General features: G+C 70.0%; 16 protein-coding genes and 2 pseudogenes. 7 read left to right on the top strand and 11 right to left on the bottom strand.

The window, feature by feature from the left end:
• Positions 1-91: 91 nt before the first annotated feature.
• The gene (locus ACFVJQ_RS43690) at positions 92-808 is read right to left on the bottom strand and encodes a helix-turn-helix domain-containing protein (RefSeq protein ID WP_385791424.1); all 717 of its coding nucleotides are present in this window, start codon (positions 806-808) and stop codon (positions 92-94) included.
• A 186-nt stretch (positions 809-994) separates the two neighbouring features.
• Here ACFVJQ_RS43690 and ACFVJQ_RS43685 point away from each other — a divergent pair, with 186 nt between their 5' ends.
• A complete protein-coding gene (locus ACFVJQ_RS43685) occupies positions 995-1,444 on the top strand; it encodes a PPOX class F420-dependent oxidoreductase (RefSeq protein WP_385791422.1) in 450 nt (149 codons plus the stop codon).
• A 21-nt stretch (positions 1,445-1,465) separates the two neighbouring features.
• Here ACFVJQ_RS43685 and ACFVJQ_RS43680 read toward each other — a convergent pair whose 3' ends face one another.
• The 5 genes from ACFVJQ_RS43680 to ACFVJQ_RS43660 form a co-directional block, all read right to left on the bottom strand.
• Positions 1,466-2,290, bottom strand: a complete 825-nt coding sequence (locus tag ACFVJQ_RS43680; protein WP_385517750.1) for a carbohydrate ABC transporter permease — start codon at positions 2,288-2,290, stop codon at positions 1,466-1,468.
• 3 nt (positions 2,291-2,293) lie between these two features.
• Positions 2,294-3,229, bottom strand: a complete 936-nt coding sequence (locus ACFVJQ_RS43675; protein ID WP_385517748.1) for a carbohydrate ABC transporter permease — start codon at positions 3,227-3,229, stop codon at positions 2,294-2,296.
• 10 nt (positions 3,230-3,239) lie between these two features.
• Positions 3,240-4,610 carry an extracellular solute-binding protein gene (locus ACFVJQ_RS43670; protein ID WP_385517746.1) on the bottom strand — a complete coding sequence of 457 codons (1,371 nt, stop codon included), beginning with the start codon at positions 4,608-4,610 and terminating at the stop codon, positions 3,240-3,242.
• Between the two features lie 127 nt (positions 4,611-4,737).
• Positions 4,738-5,424, bottom strand: a complete 687-nt coding sequence (locus ACFVJQ_RS43665; protein WP_385517743.1) for a response regulator — start codon at positions 5,422-5,424, stop codon at positions 4,738-4,740.
• The gene (locus tag ACFVJQ_RS43660) at positions 5,421-7,052 is read right to left on the bottom strand and encodes an ATP-binding protein (protein WP_385517740.1); all 1,632 of its coding nucleotides are present in this window, start codon (positions 7,050-7,052) and stop codon (positions 5,421-5,423) included. Before ACFVJQ_RS43660 ends, ACFVJQ_RS43665 begins: the two co-directional genes overlap by 4 nt.
• A gap of 180 nt (positions 7,053-7,232) precedes the next feature.
• Between ACFVJQ_RS43660 and ACFVJQ_RS43655 the strand changes: the two genes are divergently transcribed.
• Both ACFVJQ_RS43655 and ACFVJQ_RS43650 read left to right on the top strand, forming a co-directional pair.
• Complete coding sequence (locus ACFVJQ_RS43655; RefSeq protein WP_385517737.1) at positions 7,233-8,627, top strand: cation:dicarboxylate symporter family transporter; 1,395 nt, start codon at positions 7,233-7,235, stop codon at positions 8,625-8,627.
• Positions 8,628-8,994: 367 nt separating this feature from the next.
• On the top strand, positions 8,995-10,524 hold the full coding sequence (locus ACFVJQ_RS43650) for an AAA family ATPase (RefSeq protein WP_385791418.1): 1,530 nt from the start codon (positions 8,995-8,997) through the stop codon (positions 10,522-10,524).
• On the opposite strand, the gene ACFVJQ_RS43645 is transcribed toward ACFVJQ_RS43650, so the two are convergent.
• Together ACFVJQ_RS43645 and ACFVJQ_RS43640 are read right to left on the bottom strand one after the other, a co-directional pair.
• On the bottom strand, positions 10,521-11,435 hold the full coding sequence (locus ACFVJQ_RS43645) for an aldo/keto reductase (protein WP_385791416.1): 915 nt from the start codon (positions 11,433-11,435) through the stop codon (positions 10,521-10,523). The genes ACFVJQ_RS43650 and ACFVJQ_RS43645 overlap by 4 nt on opposite strands.
• A gap of 1 nt (position 11,436) precedes the next feature.
• Positions 11,437-12,120: pseudogene (locus ACFVJQ_RS43640) on the bottom strand (reductase); the annotation flags it as partial.
• A 471-nt stretch (positions 12,121-12,591) separates the two neighbouring features.
• Between ACFVJQ_RS43640 and ACFVJQ_RS43635 the strand changes: the two are divergent.
• The 4 genes and pseudogenes from ACFVJQ_RS43635 to ACFVJQ_RS43620 all read left to right on the top strand — a co-directional run.
• Positions 12,592-12,876, top strand: a pseudogene (locus ACFVJQ_RS43635) (Lrp/AsnC family transcriptional regulator); the annotation flags it as partial.
• Positions 12,877-12,905: 29 nt separating this feature from the next.
• Positions 12,906-13,334, top strand: a complete 429-nt coding sequence (locus ACFVJQ_RS43630; RefSeq protein ID WP_385517731.1) for a MerR family transcriptional regulator — start codon at positions 12,906-12,908, stop codon at positions 13,332-13,334.
• Positions 13,331-13,663, top strand: a complete 333-nt coding sequence (locus ACFVJQ_RS43625) for a thioredoxin family protein (RefSeq protein WP_385517728.1) — start codon at positions 13,331-13,333, stop codon at positions 13,661-13,663. Before ACFVJQ_RS43630 ends, ACFVJQ_RS43625 begins: the two co-directional genes overlap by 4 nt.
• Before the next feature lie 182 nt (positions 13,664-13,845).
• Positions 13,846-16,086 (top strand): HelD family protein, encoded by a 2,241-nt coding sequence (locus ACFVJQ_RS43620; RefSeq protein WP_385517726.1) that lies wholly within the window; start codon positions 13,846-13,848, stop codon positions 16,084-16,086.
• A 109-nt stretch (positions 16,087-16,195) separates the two neighbouring features.
• Here the strand turns inward: ACFVJQ_RS43620 and glgB are convergent, their stop codons facing one another.
• The 3 genes from glgB to ACFVJQ_RS43605 all read right to left on the bottom strand — a co-directional run.
• Positions 16,196-18,745 carry a 1,4-alpha-glucan branching enzyme gene (gene glgB / locus ACFVJQ_RS43615; protein WP_385791413.1) on the bottom strand — a complete coding sequence of 850 codons (2,550 nt, stop codon included), beginning with the start codon at positions 18,743-18,745 and terminating at the stop codon, positions 16,196-16,198.
• A 28-nt stretch (positions 18,746-18,773) separates the two neighbouring features.
• Entirely contained in the window at positions 18,774-20,186 is a 1,413-nt protein-coding gene (locus ACFVJQ_RS43610) for a maltokinase (RefSeq protein WP_385517721.1), read from the bottom strand.
• A gap of 266 nt (positions 20,187-20,452) precedes the next feature.
• Positions 20,453-20,779 (bottom strand): alpha-glucosidase C-terminal domain-containing protein (locus tag ACFVJQ_RS43605; RefSeq protein WP_385517718.1); only part of this gene is annotated, 327 nt, incomplete at its 5' end.

Raw genomic sequence — 20,779 nt, 5'->3', positions numbered from 1 at the left:
CACCAGATACGAGAAGACCGCCACCTCCTACGAAGCAGCGGTCACACTCGCGTCGCTCCTGCTCTGGGCAAGATCCGTTTGAAGACGGACCCTAGTACTGCTGTGGCGTGCTTCTCCCGACCGTCGACCAGAAGTGCTCGACGATCCGGTCGAGGAAGTCGCGTCCATTGTCACCGGCGTCACCGCTGCCGCCGCCCCAGCTGAGGGTGGCGACCATCTGCCCCTGGTAGTCCTGGTGCAGCTGCTGAAGGGTGACCTCCAGCACGCCCCGGTCCAGGGGCGCGATCTTGCCCACCGGACGGACGTACGCCTGCCAGCGCGTGGTCACGGCACTGCGCAGCAGGTCGGCGAGCTTGGCCTCGCGGCCGGTGACGGTGACGAAGTCCGGCAGGCCGAGGTCGAGGAGACCGGCCAGGGCGGTGGTCTGCCGTTCGGTGCCGCGCCACTCGCCGTCCTCCTCCATCCGCAGATAGGCGAGGAGTTCGAGCCCGACGCCGCGGGCGACGTCCTCCGGGGCGAGCCCGCGGGAGATGCGGTGCTCGCGCAGCGTCCGTGGTCTGCCGATGAGTTCAGCCGGCGAGCACCACAACACGCCTGCGAGGGCGGTGAGTTCGGGGCTGCTGGGGGTGGCGGTCCCGCGTTCCCAGGCGATGACGAGGTCCGGGGTGACGTACGGCAGGCCGTACGAGGCACGCAGGTCGTAGGCGACGTGTTCGGGCCCCATGCCGAGGGCGGCACGGAGCCGGCGGGCGGCGGGGGCGTTGAAGGGGGGACCGGGCTGGTTCGGTAGGGCTGGGGGTCGGCGCACGGGCACAAGCTAGGGGTGTGCGGGTGCGGTGACTACGGTCTGTTCGGCCAGGATCACGGATTGTAGGAAAATACGGTTTCGGTCGTGGGTTCGGGCTGGCCGAAGATCGTCTGTCGGGGCGGAGCGGGTGATCGCGAGGATGGCTCCGGGTGGCCCGCGAGGGGCTGCCCGGGAGGAGAGTGTCCCGTGTACGAGGTGAACGGCAAGGTCGAGGGGCATGTGCGGGAGCGTCTGCTGGCCCCGAACTTCTGGCACCTGGCGACCGTCGGCCCCGACGGGGCGCCGCAGGTGTCGCCCATGTGGGTGGACCTCGAAGGTGAGTACGTCATGGTCAACACCGCGATCGGCCGCGTGAAGGAGGAGAACCTGCGGCGCAATCCCAACGTTTCGCTGTCCCACCACGACCCCGGGAACCCGTACGACCGGGTGGAGATCCGGGGGCGGGTGGTGCGGTTCGTGGAGGGGGAGGAGGCGCAGCGGTCGATGGACCGGCTGACGCGGAAGTACATCGGGGAGGAGCGGTATCCGTGGCTGCTGCCGGGGGAGCGGCGGGTGATGCTGCTGATCGAGCCGGTGAAGGTGCGGCGGGTTGTGGGCGTGGAGCCGTTCCGGGCGGGAGTGTTGCCGGAGGGGTGATCACAGGAGTGCCGAAACTTCTCACCCCTTGACCGCTCCACCCAGCGCAAATCCCCCACCCAACCGCCGTGCCACCAGCACGTACAGCAGAATCACCGGCGTCGAGTAGATGATCGAGAACGCGGCCAACTGCCCGTACACCACAGTCCCCTTGTTCCCGAAGAACTCGTTGATGCTCACCGCCGCCGGCATCTGATCCGGCGTCAGCAGCAGCATGAACGGGACGAAGAAGTTCCCCCACATCATCACGAACGAGAACACCGTCACCACCGCCACCCCCGGCCCCATCAGCGGCAGCACGATCCGCACCAGCGACTGAAGCGAGGACGCCCCGTCCGTCCAGGCCGCCTCCTCCAGTTCCTTCGGCACGCCGTCCATGAAGTTCTTCATCAGCCAGATCGCGAACGGCAGTTGAGAGGCTGCGAAGAAGAAGATCGTGCCCTGCATGGTGTCGATCAGGTTCACCTGCACGAACAGGGCGTACACCGGGACCATGATCGCCGTGATGGGCAGGCTCGTCGCGAAGAGGATCGTCAGGAGGAACGGGCGGTTGAGGCGGGACCGGAAGCGTGACAGCGGGTACGCGGCGAGGGCGGCGCAGGCCACCGTCAGCAGCGTGCCGCCGCCGCACAGGAGCAGGCTGTTGAGCAGCGGCGTGAAGGTGACGTCCGGCGTCAGGACCGCGTCGAAGTTGTCCAGCGTGAGGCCGTCCGGGAGCTTCACCTGGAGGTTCGCGTTCGTGTCCAGTGAGGACAGGACCACCCACAACAGGGGGAGGGAGAAGGCGGCGGCCACCACCAGGAGGCCGGCGTCGGCGGCCAGGCGGTGGCGCGTGCGGCGCGACATGGGTCAGACCTCCGTTCGCAGCAGGCGCAGGTAGACCACCGAGAACAACGAGCCGACCACCAGAAGCAGCAGAGCGACCGCGGTGCCGTAGCCGATCATGCTCTTCTGGAAGGCCTCCTCGTACATGAAGAGGGGCAGCGTCTGGCTCTTGCCGCCCGGGCCGCCCCTCGTCATCACCCAGATCAAGCCGAAGACGGACAGGGTCTGGAGGGTGATCAGCATCAGGTTCGTGCCGATGGAGCGGCGAATCATCGGGAGGGTGATGTGCCACATGCGGCGCCAGCCGCCGGCGCCGTCGACCTCGGCGGCCTCCGTGATCTCCTTCGGGATCTCGTTCAACGCCGCCGAGTAGACCAGCATCGAGAACGCCGTGCCCCGCCAGACGTTCGCGAACGACACCGCCAGGATCGGGAGCGTGAACAGCCAGTTCTGCGAGGGGAGATGGAGCCAGTCCAGGATGGCGTTCAGGGTGCCCTCGCGGCGGAAGAAAGCGTAGAGGAGGAAGCCGGCGACGACCTCCGGGAGTACCCACGCCGTGATGACGATGCCGCCGACCAGCGTGCGTATGGGTTTCGAGGCGCGTTGCATCAGTGCGGCCAGGGCCAGGCCCAGCGTGTTCTGGCCGATCAGCGCCGAGACGACCGTGAAGACGAGGGTCAGCCACACCGCGTTGAGGAATGCCTCGTCCCCGAACGCCGTACGGAAGTTCTCGAAGCCGATGAACGACTCCTCGGCCTGGCCGGTGAGCTGGAGGTCGGTGAAGGCGATGTAGGCGCAGTACGCGATCGGGCCGGCCAGGAAGAGCAGCAGGAGGACTACGGCGGGGGTGAGAGGGAGGGCGCGGGCGAGGGAGCGGGGGCGGTGCTTCGGCGTGGGACGTGAGGGGGCCGGATCCGGCCTCTTTGCGAGGCCGGGGCCGGTGGCGTGAGCGGTCGTCATGAGCGTGGGCTCATTTCTCGATCACCTGGTTGTCCGTCGCCGACTTCAGCTCCTCGTCGTACGCCTTCGCCGCATCCTCGACCGACACGTCTCCCGTCGTCACGCCCTCCATCGCCTCCTGGATCGCGGTGGAGACCTTCGGATACGCCGGGTAGGCGGGCCGGTAGTGGGTGGTGGCGACCAGATCGGTGAAGAACTTGATGCCGGGCTGCGCCTGTACGTACGCCGGGTCGGCCGCGACGTCCTTGCGGACCGCGATGCCCGAGTTGGCGATGTACCACTTCTGGGCGTTGGCCTTCGTCTGCATCGTCTCGATGAACTTGAAGGCGAGGTCGGGGTTGGCCGCCTTGGCCGGGATCGCCCAGGTCCAGCCGCCCGACATGCTCACCTTGCCGGGAGCCTGGCCGTGCTGCGTGGGCATGTGGGCGAGGCCCAGCTTCTCGGACCACTCGGGCCACTCATGCCCGCTGCCCTCCAGCCAGTCCTGCGGGAGCCAGGAGCCGTCGAGGTTGATGCCGAGTTTGCCCTGGGGGAGGAGTTCGCCGCGGACGCGGGTGCCGAAGTTGGGGTCGAGGGCGTCGGAGACGTCGGGGCCGAGCTTCTCCTTGTAGACCGTCTCGACGAACGCGAGAGCGTCCTTGAAGCCCTGGCCGCCGGCGATCCACTTCTTGGACTTGTCGTCGTAGAGCGGGTCCGTCGTCCCGTCGTTGGTGCCGTAGAGCAGCATCTGGAAGCCCTGCATGGTGGCGGCCTCGCCGGCGGGTTTGCCGGTGTAGACGTTGAGGGGGGTGACGCCGGGGACCTTCTGCTTGATCGTGCGGGCGGCTTCGAGAACGTCGTCCCAGTTCTTCGGCTGCCAGTCGGTGGGCAGGCCGGCCTTCTCGAAGATGCCCTTGTCGAACCAGAGGCCCCGGGTGTCGGTGCCGTCCGGGATACCGTACGTCTTCCCGTCCTCGCCCTTGGCCGCGGCCTTCGCCGTGTCGATGAACTGGTTCCAGTCCTTCCACTTGGCGAGGTAGGGGTCGAGGGGCTTCAAGTAGCCGCTGGTGATGTCGGAGTTGATGAGGAAGGTGTCCTCGTAGACGAGGTCGGGGGCCGTCTTGGGGGAGCGGAGCATCTGCTGGACCTTGGTGTAGTACTCCGAGTCCGGGGCCTTGATCGGGACGAGCTCGACCTTCTTGCCGGGGTTCTCCTTCTCGAACTGCTTCTTGATGTCCGCGAGGAACGTGTCCATCACCTTGATGGAGTTGTCCGTGGACTGCTTGAAGGAGACCTTCACGGTGTCCGGATCGCTGCCGGATCCGCTGCCGCAGGCGGTGAGGGAGGCGGCGGTGAGGGCGAGGGCGGTGGTGAGCAGGACGGCGGCGGGGCGCACGGGCATGACCTCCTACGGGCTCACTTCGTTGTGGCGCCGGGATGGCTGCCCGGTGAACGTAAGAGGAGTGGTCTAGTCAGGTCAATGCGTCTGCGGCGGATTATGATCCGGCCGCCCCGCAACCCCCCGACGACTACTGCCCCTTGACCCACCGATACTGCAACTCCGGCCGCCCCACGGCCCCGTACTGTGGACTCCGCACGGCCCTGCCCGCATCCACCAGATGCTCCAGGTACCGCCGAGCGGTGATTCTCGAGATCCCCACCGCTTCCGCGACCCCCGTCGCCGTGAGCCCGTCGGCGCAGTCCCGCAGGGCCACCGTCACCCGCTCCAGCGTCGGTGCGCTCAACCCCTTCGGCAGCGCCGCCGGAGTCGGTGCCCGCAGGGTCGCCAGCGCGCGGTCGACCTCGTCCTGGCCGCTGGCCTCGCCCGCCGCACCCCGGAACTCGGCGTACCGCACCAGACGGTCCCGCAGCGTCGCGAAAGTGAACGGCTTCAGGACGTACTGGACGACCCCCAGCGACACCCCCTCCCGCACCACCGCCAGATCCCGCGCCGACGTCACCGCTATCACGTCCACGTGATAGCCCGCCGCCCGCAGCGAGCGAGCCAGTTGCAGTCCGTGCACGTCCGGCAGGTGCAGGTCGAGCAGCAGCAGGTCCACCGGCGTTCGCTCCAGCGCCCGCCGTGCCTGCGCTCCCGTTTGCGCCTTGCCGACCGCGACGAAGCCCGGCACCCGGCCGACGTACATCACATGGGCGTCGGCGGCGACCGGATCGTCCTCCACGACCAGGACGCGGATCGGCTCCTGAAGTGTCATGCCCGGCCTCCCGACGCCGCCCCGCCCGCGGCGGACCGCTCCCGCAGCGGCAACCGCACCTCGAACTCCGCCCCGCCCCCGTCGGCCTCCGCCACCGACAGCGACCCGGCATGCCGGTGCACCGCCTGCCGTACCAGGGCCAGGCCCAGGCCGCGTCCGCCCGGCCCGGCCGGCTTGGTGGAGAACCCGCGCTGGAACACCGCCTCCGCGTGCTCCGGGTCCACTCCCGCCCCGGTGTCCGACACCCGCAACACCAGCTCACCGCTCTCCGCGACCGCCGACACGGTCACCCGGGCCGGCACGCTGCCCTGGGCCGCGTCCACCGCGTTGTCGATCAGGTTGCCCAGGATCGTCACCAGGTCCCGGGCCGGCAGGCTCTCCGGCAGCAGCCCGTCGTCCAGCCGGCTGTCCTGAGTCACGACCAGCTCCACACCGCGCTCGTTGGCCTGCGCGGTCTTGCCGAGCAGCAGCGCGGCCAGGACCGGTTCGCCCACTGCCGCCACCACCTGGTCCGTCAGCGCCTGCGCCAGTTCCAGCTCGGCGGTCGCGAAGTCGACCGCCTCCTCGGCCCGCCCCAGCTCGATCAGCGACACGACCGTGTGCAGCCGGTTCGCCGCCTCGTGCGCCTGGGAGCGCAGCGCCTGGGTGAAGCCCCGCTCCGAGTCCAGCTCGCCCATCAGCGACTGGAGCTCGGTCACGTCCCGCAACGTCACGACCGTCCCCCGCCGCTCACCGCCCGACACCGGTGAGGTGTTCACCACCAGCACCCGGTCCGCCGTCAGATGCACCTCGTCCACCCGTGGCTCCGACGCCAGCAGCGCCCCCGTCAGCGGCGCCGGCAGTCCGATCTCGGCCACCGATCTGCCCACGACATCCTCGGTCACCCCGAGCAGCTCCCGCCCTCCGTCGTTGATCAGCGCGATCCGGTACTGCCCGTCGAGCATCAGCAGTCCCTCGCGTACGGCGTGCAGCGCGGCCTGATGGTAGTCGTGCATACGGCTGAGCTCGGCCGCGTTCATGCCGTGGGTGTGGCGGCGCAGCCGGGCGTTGATGACATACGTGCCGACCGCGCCGAGCGCGAGGGCGCCGCCGGCGACCCCGAGCAGGGCGGTCAGCTGGCCCTGGACGCGTTCGCTGATCGCCTCGACCCGGATGCCGGCGCTGACCAGGCCGACGACCTTCCCCCCGTCCTCGACCGGGGTGACCGCGCGGACCGACGGGCCGAGCGTGCCGGTGTACGTCTCGGTGAACGACTCGCCCTTCAGCGCCGGCTCGATATGGCCGAGGAAGCGCTGGCCTATCTCGTTCTCGTTGGGGTGGGTCCAGCGGATGCCGCGGGGATTCATGATCGTGACGAAGTCGACCTCCGTGTCCCGCATGACGCGCAGCGCGTACGGCTGGAGGGCGGCCGTGGGATCGGAGGTGCGGATCGCCTCCCGCGTGGAGGGTGCGTCGGCGACCGCCCGTGCCACGGCCATGGCCTGGCGGCCCGCGGCGCCCTCGGCCTGGTTGCGGTCGCTGACGTACGTGAACAGCGCGTATCCGGCAACGAGCACCGCGATGAGCACGGCCTGCATGGCGAACAGCTGACCGGCCAGGCTGCGGGGTCGCGGGATACGGATGCGCATGTCGTCAGTGTGCCCCCCACGTTAAGTACGAACTAAATGAACGGAAGGGTGACCGCCCTCACAGGCCGGGAGATAGTCACCGCATCGCGGGAGTGCGTCTCCCGGACTTTCCAAGCTCCAGATCCCCCGGACGTGAGCCGCACGCCGGTGATGCCGATGACGTCGTCAAGGAGGGCAGTCGTGACCAGTACAGCCGATACGGCACCTGCCAAGCCCGCCAAGCGGGACCGCACCCACTATCTCTACATCGCGGTGATCATCGCGGTCGCGCTCGGCATCGTCGTAGGCCTGGCCGCGCCCGACTTCGCCGTCGACCTGAAGCCGATAGGCACCGGCTTTGTGAACCTGATCAAGATGATGATCTCGCCGATCATCTTCTGCACGATCGTGCTCGGGATCGGTTCGGTGCGGAAGGCCGCCAAGGTCGGCGCGGTGGGCGGCATCGCCCTGATCTACTTCACGGTGATGTCGCTGGTGGCCCTCGCCATCGGCCTGGTCGTCGGCAACATCGTGGAGCCCGGGACGGGCCTCGCGGTGACCGACGCGATCAGGGAGACCGGTCACGCGCAGGTCGACGCCGAGGCCAAGGACACCACCGAGTTCCTGCTGGGCATCATCCCGACCACGATCGTCTCCGCCTTCACCGGCGGTGAGGTCCTCCAGACGCTGCTGATCGCCCTGCTCGCCGGGTTCGCCCTGCAGGCCATGGGCCCGGCGGGACAGCCGATCCTGCACGCCGTGGAGCACATCCAGCGCCTGGTCTTCCGCATCCTCGCCATGATCATGTGGGCCGCGCCGATCGGTGCCTTCGGTGCCATCGCCGCCGTCACCGGGTCCGCCGGTCTGGACGCGCTCAAGAGCCTCGCCGTCCTGATGCTGGGCTTCTACGTCACCTGCTTCCTCTTCGTCTTCATCGTGCTCGCCGCGCTGCTGCGGATCGTGTCCGGCCTGAACATCCTCACGCTGTTCAAGTACCTGGGCCGCGAGTTCCTGCTGATCCTGTCCACCTCCTCCTCCGAGTCCGCGCTGCCGCGGCTGATCGCGAAGATGGAGCACGTGGGCGTCAGCAAGCCGGTGGTCGGCATCACCGTCCCGACCGGCTACTCCTTCAACCTCGACGGCACGATGATCTACATGACCATGGCGTCCCTCTTCATCGCCGACGCCATGGGGACGCCGATGTCGATCGGCGAGCAGATCCCGCTGCTGCTGTTCCTGCTGGTCGCGTCCAAGGGCGCGGCCGGTGTCACCGGCGCCGGGCTGGCGACGCTGGCCGGCGGTCTGCAGTCGCACAAGCCCGCCCTGGTGGACGGCATCGGCCTCATCGTCGGCATCGACCGCTTCATGAGCGAGGCCCGCGCCCTGACCAACTTCGCGGGCAACGCCGTCGCCACGGTCCTGATCGGCACCTGGACCAAGGAGATCGACAAGGAGCGCATGAACGAGGTGCTCTCCGGCCGGCTCCCGTTCGACGAGACGACGCTGCTGGACGACGGTCACGGCGCAGCACCGGACGACACCACCGACATGCCCGAGCCGCGCGCGGGCGAGGAGAAGGAACTCGCGAAGGCGTAGCCGCTGCGCCGGGCGGGCCCGTGATGGTCCCGCCCCCCCTCGACCGCCGGGCGGTCAGGCCCTCCCCCGTAGGCCTGGCCGCCCGGCCTGTTCGGCCGGATGATCCACGACTCGGCGGTCCGCGAGGCCGGCAAGCCCGTCGCCGAGATCGCCGCCGACCTGCGCTCGATCATCGGCTCCCGCCCACCATCACGCCCGCGAGCCGCTGCTCGACATACTCGCCTCACCGGCGCCGTGCCGGTCGCGGACCGACCGCCTCTTGCTGTCTCTTTGTCGGCCGTTTGCGGACACTCGCCCCAATTCCTTTGACCCGTCCTTGCGTCCGGCCCCACGCTGGGTCTCGACGTCGGCGCATACGGAGGCGGGCATGGGGGAGTCGCACGAGGTGGAGATCGTCAGCTCGGACGAGTACAAGGCCCGGTACGGAGCGGAGCGGGAGGCGTCACCCCTCTCCCTCGACCAGGTCAACGAGTTGTTCACCGAGTTCCTGATGGCCGTGGCCCGGCCGCGCGGCAAGGGCCGGGACGGCGACCGCGACCTCAGCAAGCGGCTGCGCGACCACCTCGGCTCCCCGCCCACCGACCGTCCGGTGGTCAAGGCGGCCTACGCGCCCTACGACCTGCCCAACGTCCATCTCGCCCTGGAGCGCTGGTTCTCCGCGAACGGCTGCTCCTACGAGCTGGTCGGCATGCGCGGCGGCCAGCACCACGGCGACCTCACCCTCGGCGACATCCTCGACTCGGCCGACCGCTACGACCGGTTTGTGCTCGGTGCCGTCGACTACGCCCACCTGCCCGTGTCGCCCGACGAGGAGCTTGCCTGCGTCTCCTGCGGGTTCTACCTCGGCCAGGAGGACGACGCGTGGTTCGCGGTGCTGCTGCGCGGACCGCGCGACGAGTACGGGCGCAACAAGGTCGAGATCGAAGTCCTGGCCCAGGAGACGGAGTTCGCCAACCGGCTGCTGGAGGAGATCGACGCGCTGATCCGCGCCCACAACGTCTTCCGCGGCCAGGTCCTCTCCTTCGAGGGCTCCGAGTTCGGCCACGGCCTCGGCCCGTTCCGCTTCCACCGCCGCCCCGGCCTGACCCGCGACGACATCGTGCTGCCCGACGGTCTCCTGGAGCGTGTGGAACGCCAGGTGGTGGGCGTCGCCCGGCGCCGCGAGCAGCTGCGCGCGGCCGGCCAGCACCTGCGCCGTGGACTGCTGCTGTACGGCCCGCCCGGCACCGGCAAGACCCACACGATCCGCTATCTCCTCTCGCACCTCCCCGAGTTCACGATCGTGATCCTCTCCGGCACCAGCATCGAGGCCATCGGCCCGGCCTGCGCCCTGGCCCGGATGCTCCAGCCCGCCCTCGTCGTCCTGGAGGACTGCGACCTGATCGCCGAGGCCCGGGACTACGGCGGCGGCGAACAGCCCCTGCTCTTCCAGGTGCTGAACGAGATGGACGGCCTCGGCGACGACGCCGACGTCGCCTTCCTCCTCACCACCAACCGCGCCGACCTCCTCGAACCGGCCCTCGTCCAGCGCCCCGGCCGCGTCGACCTGGCCGTGGAGATCCCCCTCCCGGACGCGGAGAGCCGCGCCCGCCTCCTCGGCCTGTACGGCTCCGGCCTCGGCCTCGGCCAGGAGATCGCGGACGAGGTGGTGGCCCGCACGGAGGGCACGACCGCCTCCTTCACCAAGGAGCTGGTACGGCGCTCCGTGCTGATCTCGGCCGAACGCGAAGCCGAGTCCACCCAGCCGGAGGACGTCCGCACCGCCCTCGACGAGCTCCTCTCCGACCGTGACCACCTGACCCGCCGCCTGCTCGGCGTAGGGGGCGTCGGCGAGGCGGACGGGGCGGAGATGGAGGACATAGGGGACATGGAGGACGAGGCGGATCCAGTGCCCTAGAAGGCCGCGTCCAGCCGGGCCAGTTCCTCCGTGCTCAGCACCAGGTCCGCCGCTGCCGCCGAGTCCCTGATCGTCTCCGGCCGGCTCGCCCCGGGAATCGGGATCACCGTCAGCGACTTGGCCAACAGCCAGGCCAGACACACCTGTTGGGGACTGACCCCGCGCTCTTTCGCCACGGTATGGAACGCGCCGAAGCGGTCGGTCCCCGCCAGCCTGGACGGCCCGTCCAGCGAGCTGCGCGAGATGCCGCCGAGTGGGCTCCACGGCAGGAACGCCAGCCCCAGCCCGGCGCAGAGCCGCAGCTCCGCCTCGCTGTCCCGTACGGCCGGCGAGTACTGGTTCTGCACCGAGACCAGCCGGTCCCCGAGGATCGCGCGGGCCCGGCGGATCTGACCGGTGTCCGTGTTGGAGACGCCCGCCAGCCGGATCTTGCCCTCGTCGAGCAGCTCGCGCAGGGCGCCGACGGACTCCTCGAAGGGGACGGCGGGGTCCGGCTTGTGCAGCTGATAGAGGCCGATCGCCTCCACCCGGAGTCGCTTCAGCGAGGCCTCGGCGGCCGCCTTGAGGTGCCGCGCAGAGCCCGTCACCGTCCAGCTGCCGATGGGGGTCCCCCCAGGCTTTGATGCTCTGGGGGATGGTCTGCCACGCCCGCCCTTCGTGGTCACCAGCACGTCCGCCGTGTCACCGCCGTACGTCGCGAGAGCGCGGGCGAGCAGGTGCTCGTTGTGGCCGGGCCCGGCGCCGGGCAGGTGATAGGAGTCCGCCGTGTCCAGCAGCGTCACGCCCGCGTCGAGCGCGGCGTGCACGGTGGCCAGAGCCCGTGCCTCGTCCGGGCGGCCCTCGATGGACAGCGGCATGGCGCCGAGCCCGATCGCGCTCACGCGCAGGCCGCCCAGTGTGCGGTACTGCATGTCAGTCGTCCTTCCCCAGCGTCTCCGCGACCGCCTTCGGCAACCACTGCCGTACGTCGCCGAAGGTGAAACCGAGCCGCGTGGCCCGGGAGTTGTCCATGCCGTAGAAGCGGGCGAAGGAGAACGGCGAGACCTCGCCGACCTCGACGCCCCGGAAGACGGTCCTGCCCTCGGGGAGATGCACGGCCAGCGCCGCGCACAGTTCCTCGGTGGCCAGCAGCCCGTGGGAGGCCGCGTTGACCGGCCCGGTGAAGTCCGCGCCGACCGCCCACGCCAGGAAGTCGGCGATCTCCTCGACGTGGATGTAGGTGGCGGGCTTGTTCCCGACCGGAACGGTGATCGGCTCGCCGGCCCGGATCCGGTCCGCGTAGTGCCGGAGCCGCCCGGTGAAGTCGTCGTCCCCGCCCAGTACATGAGCGACGCGCACGGCCACGTAGGGGAGGTCCTGGCCGGCCGCGAAGACCGCCTCGGCCTGCCGCTTGCCCTCGCCGTAGTGACTCTCGACGAACTGCGGGTCGTCCCAGGGGAGTTCGAGCTCGACGGCGACCGCGCGCGGATCGACAGCCTCCTCGCGCACAGGTTCCACCGAGTCCTCGTACTCGTACACCTCGACCGTGGACGTCATCACATAGCGCCGGGTGCGGTCGGTGAACACGCGGCGGGCGAGCGCCGCCTGGCGTGGGGTCGGCAACTGTTCGCCGAGGAGTGCACACAAGGCCGCTTTAACTCGATCGTGTGATGGTCAGCTCACAGGCTTGCGACGCGCTGGGCCGACCGGGTTAACGTGATCGTGCGATCTGGGACGCCGGGTGCGGCGCCAGCGTGCGGGGCCCCCGCTCCACCGGAGTGATGGTTCGGGGCCTCCCCGTCGCCTCTGGCCGTACCCACATGGCCAGGTCGCGCAGGGAACTGGCCTCCCGGGCCCGGACCACGCACACGATGCGTGTCGCCGCCCCGGGGTCGAGTACGCCGGGGACCAGTGCGCCCAAGACCGTTCGGGGCGTGCGGCTGAGCGGGCTCACTCCCGCTCAGTCCACAGGAACGGTATAGCAGACCTGGTCGACGACGATATCGAAGGTGCGCGAGCCCAGGGCAGCGGTCAGCGAGCGCTCGTCGTCGAGGTCGGCGACGAGGTGGAGTGCCCCGGCGGGCGGTGGCGCATGTCGTCCCGGCCCGCCTCGGCCACGGCATCCAGGCGTTCATCCGCGTGAACCCGCACGGCGGCTACAACCTGAAGCACCCCAGGACCCTGGAGCTGATCGAGCGTCCCGAGATCACCGAGGTGCACCATGTGGTCGGCGAGGACTGCTGGATCCTCAAGGTCGCCGTCCGGGACACGGTCCATCTGGAGGAGGTCCTCGAAGCGGTCTCCGCCCTGGGCCGCACGACGACGTCGATCGTCCTCACCTCCCCGGTGCAGCGGAAACCGCTGTTGCCCTGACGTCGGCGTCAAGGCTTACGTTCGTACGCATGCGAATCGGCGAGCTGGCCGAACGGGCCGGGACCACCACGCGGACGCTCAGGTACTACGAGTCGCGGGGGCTGCTGCCCGCGCGGCGCGACACCAACGGATACCGGACGTACGACGAGCAGGACCTCCGGCTGCTGCGGCAGATCAGGACCCTGCAGGACTTCGGGTTCGGCCTGGAGGAGACCCGGCCCTTCGTGGAGTGTCTGCGGGCCGGGCACCCGGAGGGCGACTCGTGTCCCGCGTCGCTCGCGGTGTACCGGCGCAAGCTGGACGAGCTCGACGCGCTGATCGCGGAGCTGGGCGCGGTACGGGCGACGGTGGCCCGGCAGCTCGCGCGCGCCGAGCGAGCGCGGAAGAGGCTGGCCGACGAGGCGGTGGTTCCGGGCGGCCCGGAACCGGTGTGCGAACTGGGAGGGCGGACACGGTGATCAGGGCAGCGGGTGTGGCCGAGGTGACGGACGCGGATTTCGACGACGAGGTGCTCGGGGCGGAGCTGCCGGTGCTGGTGGAGTTCACCGCGGACTGGTGCCCGCCGTGCCGGCAGATGAGTCCGGTGCTGAGCGCGCTCGCCGCGCAGGAGAGTGAGCGGCTGAAGGTGGTCCAGCTCGACGTGGACACCAACCCGGAGACGACGAACACGTACAAGGTGCTGTCCATGCCGACGTTCATGGTGTTCCGCGGCGGTGAGCCCGTGAAGTCGATGGTGGGCGCGCGGCCGAAGCGCCGGCTGCTGGAGGAGCTGTCCGACGTGCTGTGACCTCAGCGGACGTAAAGAAATCCCCCGGGCAATTGCGCCCGGGGGATTTCTCTGCGTATATTCAATGGTTCGCGACTTCACGGAAATGCGGTCGCGAGGAAGCGTAATGAGGCAAGTATATCCGGGCGGGAGCGGAATTGTCAAACATGGATTCGTCAAAAGTCGACTTTCCAGACGATGAAATGCGCCGCGAGCAGGAATTCATCGACGACCTGTACGCGCGCGTGGACGCGCTGCGCGGCGACACCGAGCACTCCGTCACGGACGCGCTCGCACAGGGCGACAAGCCGATGCAGGCCCGCCTGGAGCGGGACATCCTCGTCGCCGAGCGGTCCGGGCTGCTCGCCGCGCTGAACGCCGTGGACGGCTCGCTCTGCTTCGGCCGGATCGACCTGACCTCCGGCGTCCGCCACCACATCGGCCGTATCGGCCTGCGCGCCGCCGACGCCGACCGCACGCCGATCCTGATCGACTGGCGTGCCGCCGTCGCCCGTCCCTTCTACCTGGCGACCGGCCACACCCCGATGGGCCTGCGCCGCCGCCGGCACATCACCACCGACGGCCGCCGCGTCACCGCGCTGCACGACGAGTTCCTCGACGTCGGTGACGCCACCAGGACCGGCTACGAAGACCCCAGCGGGGACGATGTACTGCTGGCCGCGCTGAACTCCGCGCGCACCGGCCGGATGACGGACATCGTGCAGACCATCCAGGCCGAGCAGGACGAGATCATCCGCGCCCCGTACCGCGGAGTACTGGTCGTCGAGGGCGGCCCCGGCACCGGCAAGACGGCGGTGGCCCTGCACCGGGCCGCGTATCTCCTCTACGAGTACCGGGAGCTGCTCGCCAAACGGGCCGTCCTGATCGTCGGCCCCAACCCGGCGTTCCTCGGCTACATCGGCGAGGTGCTGCCCTCCCTCGGCGAGACCGGTGTGCTGCTGGCGACGGTCGGTGAGCTGTTCCCCGGCGTGAAGGCGAAGGCGACCGACACCCCCGAGGCGGCCGCCGTGAAGGGCCGCGCCGAGATGGCCGACGTGCTCGCCGCCGTCGTACGGGACCGGGAGGCGCTGCCCGACCCGGTGATCGCGATCGAGCACGACCGCGAGATCCTCATGCTCGACGACGGCCTGGTGAGCGTCGCCCGGGAGCGCACCCGCGCCGCCAAGCTGCCGCACAACGCCGCCCGCGAGCACTTCGAGGGCCACATCCTCAACACGCTCACCGACATGGTCGCCGAACGCATCGGCACCGACCCCTACGACGGCTCGAACCTCCTCGACGCCAGTGACATCACCCAGATCCGCGACGAACTCGCCGACAACCCCGAGGTCTGGTCCGCCATCGACCAGCTGTGGCCGGTCCTCACCCCGCAGCGGCTCGTCGCGGACTTCCTCGCCGCGCCGGAGGGGTACGTCAGCGACGCGGACGCCGCCGCCATCCGCCGACCGGTCACCCGGGCGTGGACGGTGGCGGACGTACCGCTGCTCGACGAGGCGGCCGAACTCCTCGGCGAGGACGACCGGGCGGCCCGGGCGCGCGCGGAACGCGAACGGCAGCGGCAGGTGTCGTACGCCCAGGGCGTGCTGGACGTGTCGTACGCCTCCCGCACATACGAGTTCGAGGACAAGGAGGACAGTGATCCCGACGCCTCCGAGGTCCTGTCCGCGCACGACATCATCGACGCCGAACGGTTCGCCGAACGGCACGAGGAGGACGACCACCGCAGCGCCGCCGAGCGCGCGGCGGCCGACCGCACCTGGGCGTTCGGGCACATCATCGTCGACGAGGCGCAGGAGCTGTCCCCGATGGCGTGGCGGCTGCTCATGCGGCGCAGCCCGACCCGCTCCATGACCCTGGTCGGCGACCCGGTCCAGACCGCGGAGGCGGCGGGCGTGGGTTCCTGGTCGAAGATCCTCCAGCCGTATGTCGAGGACCGCTGGGACCACACCCGCCTCGGCGTCAACTACCGCACCCCCGCCGAGATCATGGACCTCGCGGCGGCCGTCGTACGCGCGGAGCACCCGGACTTTGAACCGCCCCGTTCCGTACGGTCCACAGGTGTACGGCCCTGGGTCCGGGCCACCGACGACCTGCCCGGCGCGGTCGCCAAGGCGGTCGAGGAGCTGACACCGGCCGAGGGCCGCCTCGCGGTGATCGCGCCACGCGATCTGCACCGTCGTCTTGCGGCGGGCTTGGACGGTGTGACGGCGGGTGCCGAGCCCGACCTGACGCAGACGGTCGTCCTGCTGGACCCGCGGCAGGCCAAGGGCCTGGAGTTCGACTCCGTCCTGGTCGTCGAGCCGGGGCGGTACGGGACGAGCGATCTGTACGTGGCGCTGACTCGGGCCACGCAGAGGTTGGGCGTGGTGCACACGGGGGCGTTGCCGCGGGGCCTCGCCGAGGCGTCGTCGGCGTCCGGGTGACCGTCGCTGGGAGCTCCGCCCCAGACCCCCGGCCTATGCCTACCCCTCACCCGACTCGGTCGGGTGAGGGGTAGGCCCGCCGGCCTCGGTCGGGGACATGTGCGCTCGGTTACGACGGCTGCAGCCACACCGTAGCCAGCGGCGGCAGCGTCAGTCTGATGCTGGCCGGGCGGCCGTGCCAGCCCGTCGCCTCCGGCTTGATCGGGTCGGGGTTGATGACATTGCTGCCGCCGTAGCGGTCGGCGTCGGTGTTCAGCGTCTCGTGCCAGGCGGGGATGTCATCGGGGACGCCGAGGCGGTAGTCGTGGCGGACGACCGGCGAGAAGTTGGAGACGGACAGGAGCGGTGTGCCGTCGGCGGCGTGGCGGAGGAAGGCGAAGACGTTGTCGTCGGCCGCGTCCCCGACGATCCACTGGAAGCCCTCGGGGTGGGTGTCGCGCTCCCAGAGGGCGGGCGTGTGGCGGTAGACGGTGTTGAGGTCGCGCACCAGGTCGCGTACGCCGCGGTGGTCGGCCTCGGCTCCGTACGCGGGGTCGAGAAGCCACCAGTCGGGGCCGTGGGCCTCGGACCACTCCGCTCCCTGGGCGAACTCCTGGCCCATGAAGAGGAGCTGCTTGCCCGGGTGGGCCCACATGAAGCCGAGGTACGCCCGGTGATCGGCCCGCTGCTGCCACCAGTCGCCCGGCATCTTCGACACCAGTGACCGTTTGCCGTGGACGACCTCGTCGTGCGAGATGGGCAGCACGTAGTTCTCGCTGTAGGCGTACACCATCGAGAACGTCATCTCGTGATGGTGGTACTTACGGTGGACCGGCTCGTGGCTCATGTACTGCAGCGAGTCGTGCATCCAGCCCATGTTCCACTTCAGCCCGAAACCGAGGCCGCCGAAGCCGCTCGGGCCCTGGTGGTGGGTGGCCCGCGTGACGCCGTCCCAGGCGGTGGACTCCTCGGCGATCGTCACCACGCCCGGCGCCCGCCGGTACACGGTCGCGTTCATCTCCTGCAGGAACGCCACCGCGTCCAGGTTCTCCCGCCCGCCGTGCTCGTTCGGCGTCCACTGGCCGGGCTCGCGCGAGTAGTCGAGGTACAGCATCGAGGCGACGGCGTCCACCCGTAGCCCGTCGATGTGGAACTCCTCGCACCAGTACACGGCGTTGGCGACCAGGAAGTTGCGCACCTCGGTCCGCCCGAAGTCGAACTCCAGGGTCCCCCAGTCGGGGTGGGCCGCGCGCAGCGGATCCTCGTGCTCGTACAGCGGACGCCCGTCGAACTCGGCCAGCGCCCAGTCGTCGCGCGGGAAGTGCGCGGGCACCCAGTCCATGAGCACGCCGATGCCCGCCCGGTGCAGAGCGTCCACGAAGTACTTGAAGTCGTCCGGTGTGCCGAGGCGGGCCGTCGGGGCGTAGAAGCCGGTGACCTGGTAGCCCCAGGAGCCGCCGAAGGGGTGCTCGGCGACCGGCATCAGCTCGACGTGCGTGAAGCCGAGGTCCTTGACGTAGGCGGGCAGTTGCTCGGCCAGTTGACGGTACGTCAGCCCCGGTCGCCAGGACGGGAGGTGGACCTCGTAGACGGAGAACGGCGCCTCGTGGGCGGGCAGCTCCGCCCGGCGGGCCAGCCACTCCTCGTCGCCCCACTCGTAGTGCGAGGCGTGCACGATGGACGAGGTGTTCGGCGGGGCCTCGGTGCGGCGGGCCAGCGGGTCCGCGCGCAGCGTCTTCGAACCGTCGGGACGGGTGATCTCGAACTTGTACAACTCGCCCTCGCCGATCCCGGGTACGAAGAGTTCCCATACGCCGGTGCCGCCGAGCGAACGCATCGGGAAACCCGTGCCGTCCCAGAAGTTGAAACCGCCGGCCAGGCTCACGCCCCGGGCGTTCGGCGCCCACACCGTGAACCGGGTGCCGGAGACGCCCTGATGGGTCATCGGCTCCGCGCCCAGCGCCCGCCACAGCTCCTCGTGCCGGCCCTCGCCGATCAGATGCAGGTCGAGCTCACCGAGCGCGGGCAGAAAGCGGTACGGATCCTCCGTGTCCAGGACGGTCCCCTCGTACGCGATGCTGAGCCGGTACCCGGGGACGTCCTGCAGGGGCACCAGCCCGGAGAAGAACCCGTCGCCGTCGTCGTGCAGCTCGGCCCGCAGACTGCCGGCGACCACGGTGACGGACAGGGCGTACGGCCGGAACGCCCGGAACACGACTCCGCCCGGGACCGGGTGGGCGCCGAGCACCGAGTGCGGATCGTGATGCGTACCGCTGAGCAGACGTTCGCGGTCCCCGGCATCGAGGGCTGGGGAGACGGCGGCCACGACGGGGACCTCCGACGCGGTCGTCTTCTTGGCGGTCGCTTTCCTTGCGGTTGTCTTCTTTGCTGCGGTCGTCTTGGCGGAAGTTTTCTTTGCGGTCGTCGTTTTGGCAGCCGTCTTCTTGGCCGTGGCCTTCTTGGCCGTGGTCTTCTTCGTTGCGGCCTTCTTGGCCACAGCCTTCTCAGCAACCGCCTTGCCGGCCGTCGTCTCCTCGGCCACGACCTTCTTCGCCGTTGCCTTCTTGGCAGTCGCCTTCTTCGCCGTCGCTTTCTTGGCCGGCGTCCTCTCGGGCGCGGCCGCCTTCTCCTCGGCCGTCTTCTTCGGATCCGAACCGCTGGCGGGGGTACGGGGGGTCACGGGCGGGGCCTCCTAGGAGAAGGTGCGATCAGGTCAGGTGGGAGGAAGCGAGGCGCCGCACCGCCGACAGCGGCACCGGGAGCCAGTCCGGGCGGTGCCGGGCCTCGTAGACGACCTCGTAGACCGCCTTGTCGGTCTCGTAGGCCCGCAGCAGCACCGGGTCGTTGCGCGGATCGCGGCCGTCTATCTCGGCGTACCCGGAGCAGTACGCGGCCCGGCAGGACTCCGCCCAGCCGGGCACGGACGGCCGGACCGAGTGCGCCGCGTAGTCGAAGGAGCGCAGCATTCCCGCGACGTCCCGCACGGTCGGCTGTGGCATCCGCCGTTCGGCCAGCGGCCGGGCCGGCTCGCCCTCGAAGTCGATCAGCGACCACGCTCCCCCACTGCCGAAAGCGTGGGAGGGGCCCCCAGCCGGGGCGCGAAGGCACTGCCCGAGGTGCAGATCGCCGTGGACGCGCTGGGCGGTCCAGGTGTGGCCCTCGGCCGCCAGATCGGCCAGTGCCTGGAACGCGGAGCGCAGCCCGGGCGCGTATGTCCGCAGTGCCGGTACCGCCTGTGCGGCGGCGTCGAGGCGTTCGAGCATGCCGTCGACCATCGAGCGCAGCTGGATGTGGCCCAGCGTGACGGTCGGCAGCGCGCGGGCCAGCGCGGTGTGCACCTCGGCGGTGGCGCGTCCGAGCGCCCGCGCCTCGGCGGCAAAGTCCTCGCCCTTGGCCAGTTCGCGCAACGCCAGCTCCCAGCCGTCCGTCGCACCCTGGATGTAGGGCTGGAGAACGCCGAGGACGTACGACTGACCGGCCAGCTCGGCCCGCAGCCACGCCGTCGGCGCCGGCACCCGCGGGCAGCCCTCGCGGGCCAGCGCGAGCGGCAGCTCGAGGTCGGGATTGACGCCGGGCACGATCCGGCGAAGCAGCTTCAGGATGAACGTATCTCCGTAGACGACCGACGAGTTGGACTGCTCGGCGGTCACCGCGCGGGGCACCAGGCCGGACCGTACCTCCTGCCGTGGGTCCCGTTCGAAGCGGAGGCCGCCGATGCGGGCCCGGGTGCGCAGCGCCTCCAGGAGCAGCTCGGCGGGCCGGGGGTCGTACAGGGCCTCGTACACCGTGCGTCCGGTGAGCGGCCCCTCGGTCACATGGCCGATCAGCGCGGGCGCCAGCCGGGGCGGCAGCGCCTCGCGCTCACCTATCAGGAGCTGGTAGCAGTCGCCGGGGCCGGTGCCGTGGGCGAGCGGCTGATGGACCTGGACGAGCAGGTGGTACAGGCCCAGCTTCCCCCCGGCAGGCAACAGCTCGGTGGCCGCCACCAGCGAGAACCCGGTGACCGGACGCCCCTTGCCCGCGAACCAGCGCTGCCGTGGCAGCCATTCCCGCAGCAGGGGGTCCAGTGACGCGAGGAGACCGGGACTTGTGGTGCTGGAAGGTGTGACGGTTTCCGCCATGGCGTCGCGTCCTTTCCCCGTGGAGGGCGGGGTGTGCCTGATGCGTGCCCAGGGCGGGACGGTGAAAACCGCCCCGCCCTCAATTGCGGCTAGGGGCCGCCACCGGCGAGTTGCGGAGCCGGAACCATTGCGTTCACGCCGCTCGAGGCGGCGTGTCCTGTCCGATCGCTCGGCAAGGTTTCACGCGACGAGCGCGCGCAGTTGATAACCGAGCCACCCGCCCGGCGGTCTCGGGTTCTGATGAACAGAACATCGTAACGGTATCACTACTCAGCGTGGTCTCGGCGCAGTCGGAACCAGTAGAAGCCGTGCCCCGCCAGGGTCAGCAGGTAGGGCAGTTCGCCGATGGCGGGGAAACGGACCCCGCCGATGAGCTCGACCGGATGGCGGCCGCTGAAGGAGTGCAGGTCGAGTTCGGTCGGCTGCGGGAAGCGGGAGAAGTTGTGCACGCACAGCACGAGGTCGTCGCCGTGCTCCCGCAGGAACGCCAGTACGGCCGGGTTGGAGGACTGGAGTTCGGTGTACGAGCCGAGACCGAAGGCGGGGTTCTGTTTGCGGATCTCGATCATCCGGCGGGTCCAGTGCAGCAGCGA

The sequence above is a fragment of the Streptomyces sp. NPDC127197 genome, assembly GCF_042672405.1.
Lineage (GTDB): Bacteria > Actinomycetota > Actinomycetes > Streptomycetales > Streptomycetaceae > Streptomyces > Streptomyces flavusporus.
This window is presented reverse-complemented; position numbering and strand designations above follow the sequence as displayed.

What these genes read in the sequence shown, in the direction of transcription:
- ACFVJQ_RS43620 (WP_385517726.1), top strand. Translation starts at nt 13,846, where the DNA reads ATGCGCCGCGAGCAGGAATTCATCGACGACCTGTACGCGCGCGTGGAC.
- ACFVJQ_RS43610 (WP_385517721.1), bottom strand. Translation starts at nt 20,186, where the DNA reads ATGGCGGAAACCGTCACACCTTCCAGCACCACAAGTCCCGGTCTCCTC.
- ACFVJQ_RS43670 (WP_385517746.1), bottom strand. Translation starts at nt 4,610, where the DNA reads ATGCCCGTGCGCCCCGCCGCCGTCCTGCTCACCACCGCCCTCGCCCTC.
- ACFVJQ_RS43645 (WP_385791416.1), bottom strand. Translation starts at nt 11,435, where the DNA reads ATGCAGTACCGCACACTGGGCGGCCTGCGCGTGAGCGCGATCGGGCTC.
- ACFVJQ_RS43675 (WP_385517748.1), bottom strand. Translation starts at nt 3,229, where the DNA reads ATGACGACCGCTCACGCCACCGGCCCCGGCCTCGCAAAGAGGCCGGAT.
- ACFVJQ_RS43630 (WP_385517731.1), top strand. Translation starts at nt 12,906, where the DNA reads ATGCGAATCGGCGAGCTGGCCGAACGGGCCGGGACCACCACGCGGACG.
- ACFVJQ_RS43665 (WP_385517743.1), bottom strand. Translation starts at nt 5,424, where the DNA reads ATGACACTTCAGGAGCCGATCCGCGTCCTGGTCGTGGAGGACGATCCG.
- ACFVJQ_RS43680 (WP_385517750.1), bottom strand. Translation starts at nt 2,290, where the DNA reads ATGTCGCGCCGCACGCGCCACCGCCTGGCCGCCGACGCCGGCCTCCTG.
- ACFVJQ_RS43660 (WP_385517740.1), bottom strand. Translation starts at nt 7,052, where the DNA reads ATGCGCATCCGTATCCCGCGACCCCGCAGCCTGGCCGGTCAGCTGTTC.
- ACFVJQ_RS43650 (WP_385791418.1), top strand. Translation starts at nt 8,995, where the DNA reads ATGGGGGAGTCGCACGAGGTGGAGATCGTCAGCTCGGACGAGTACAAG.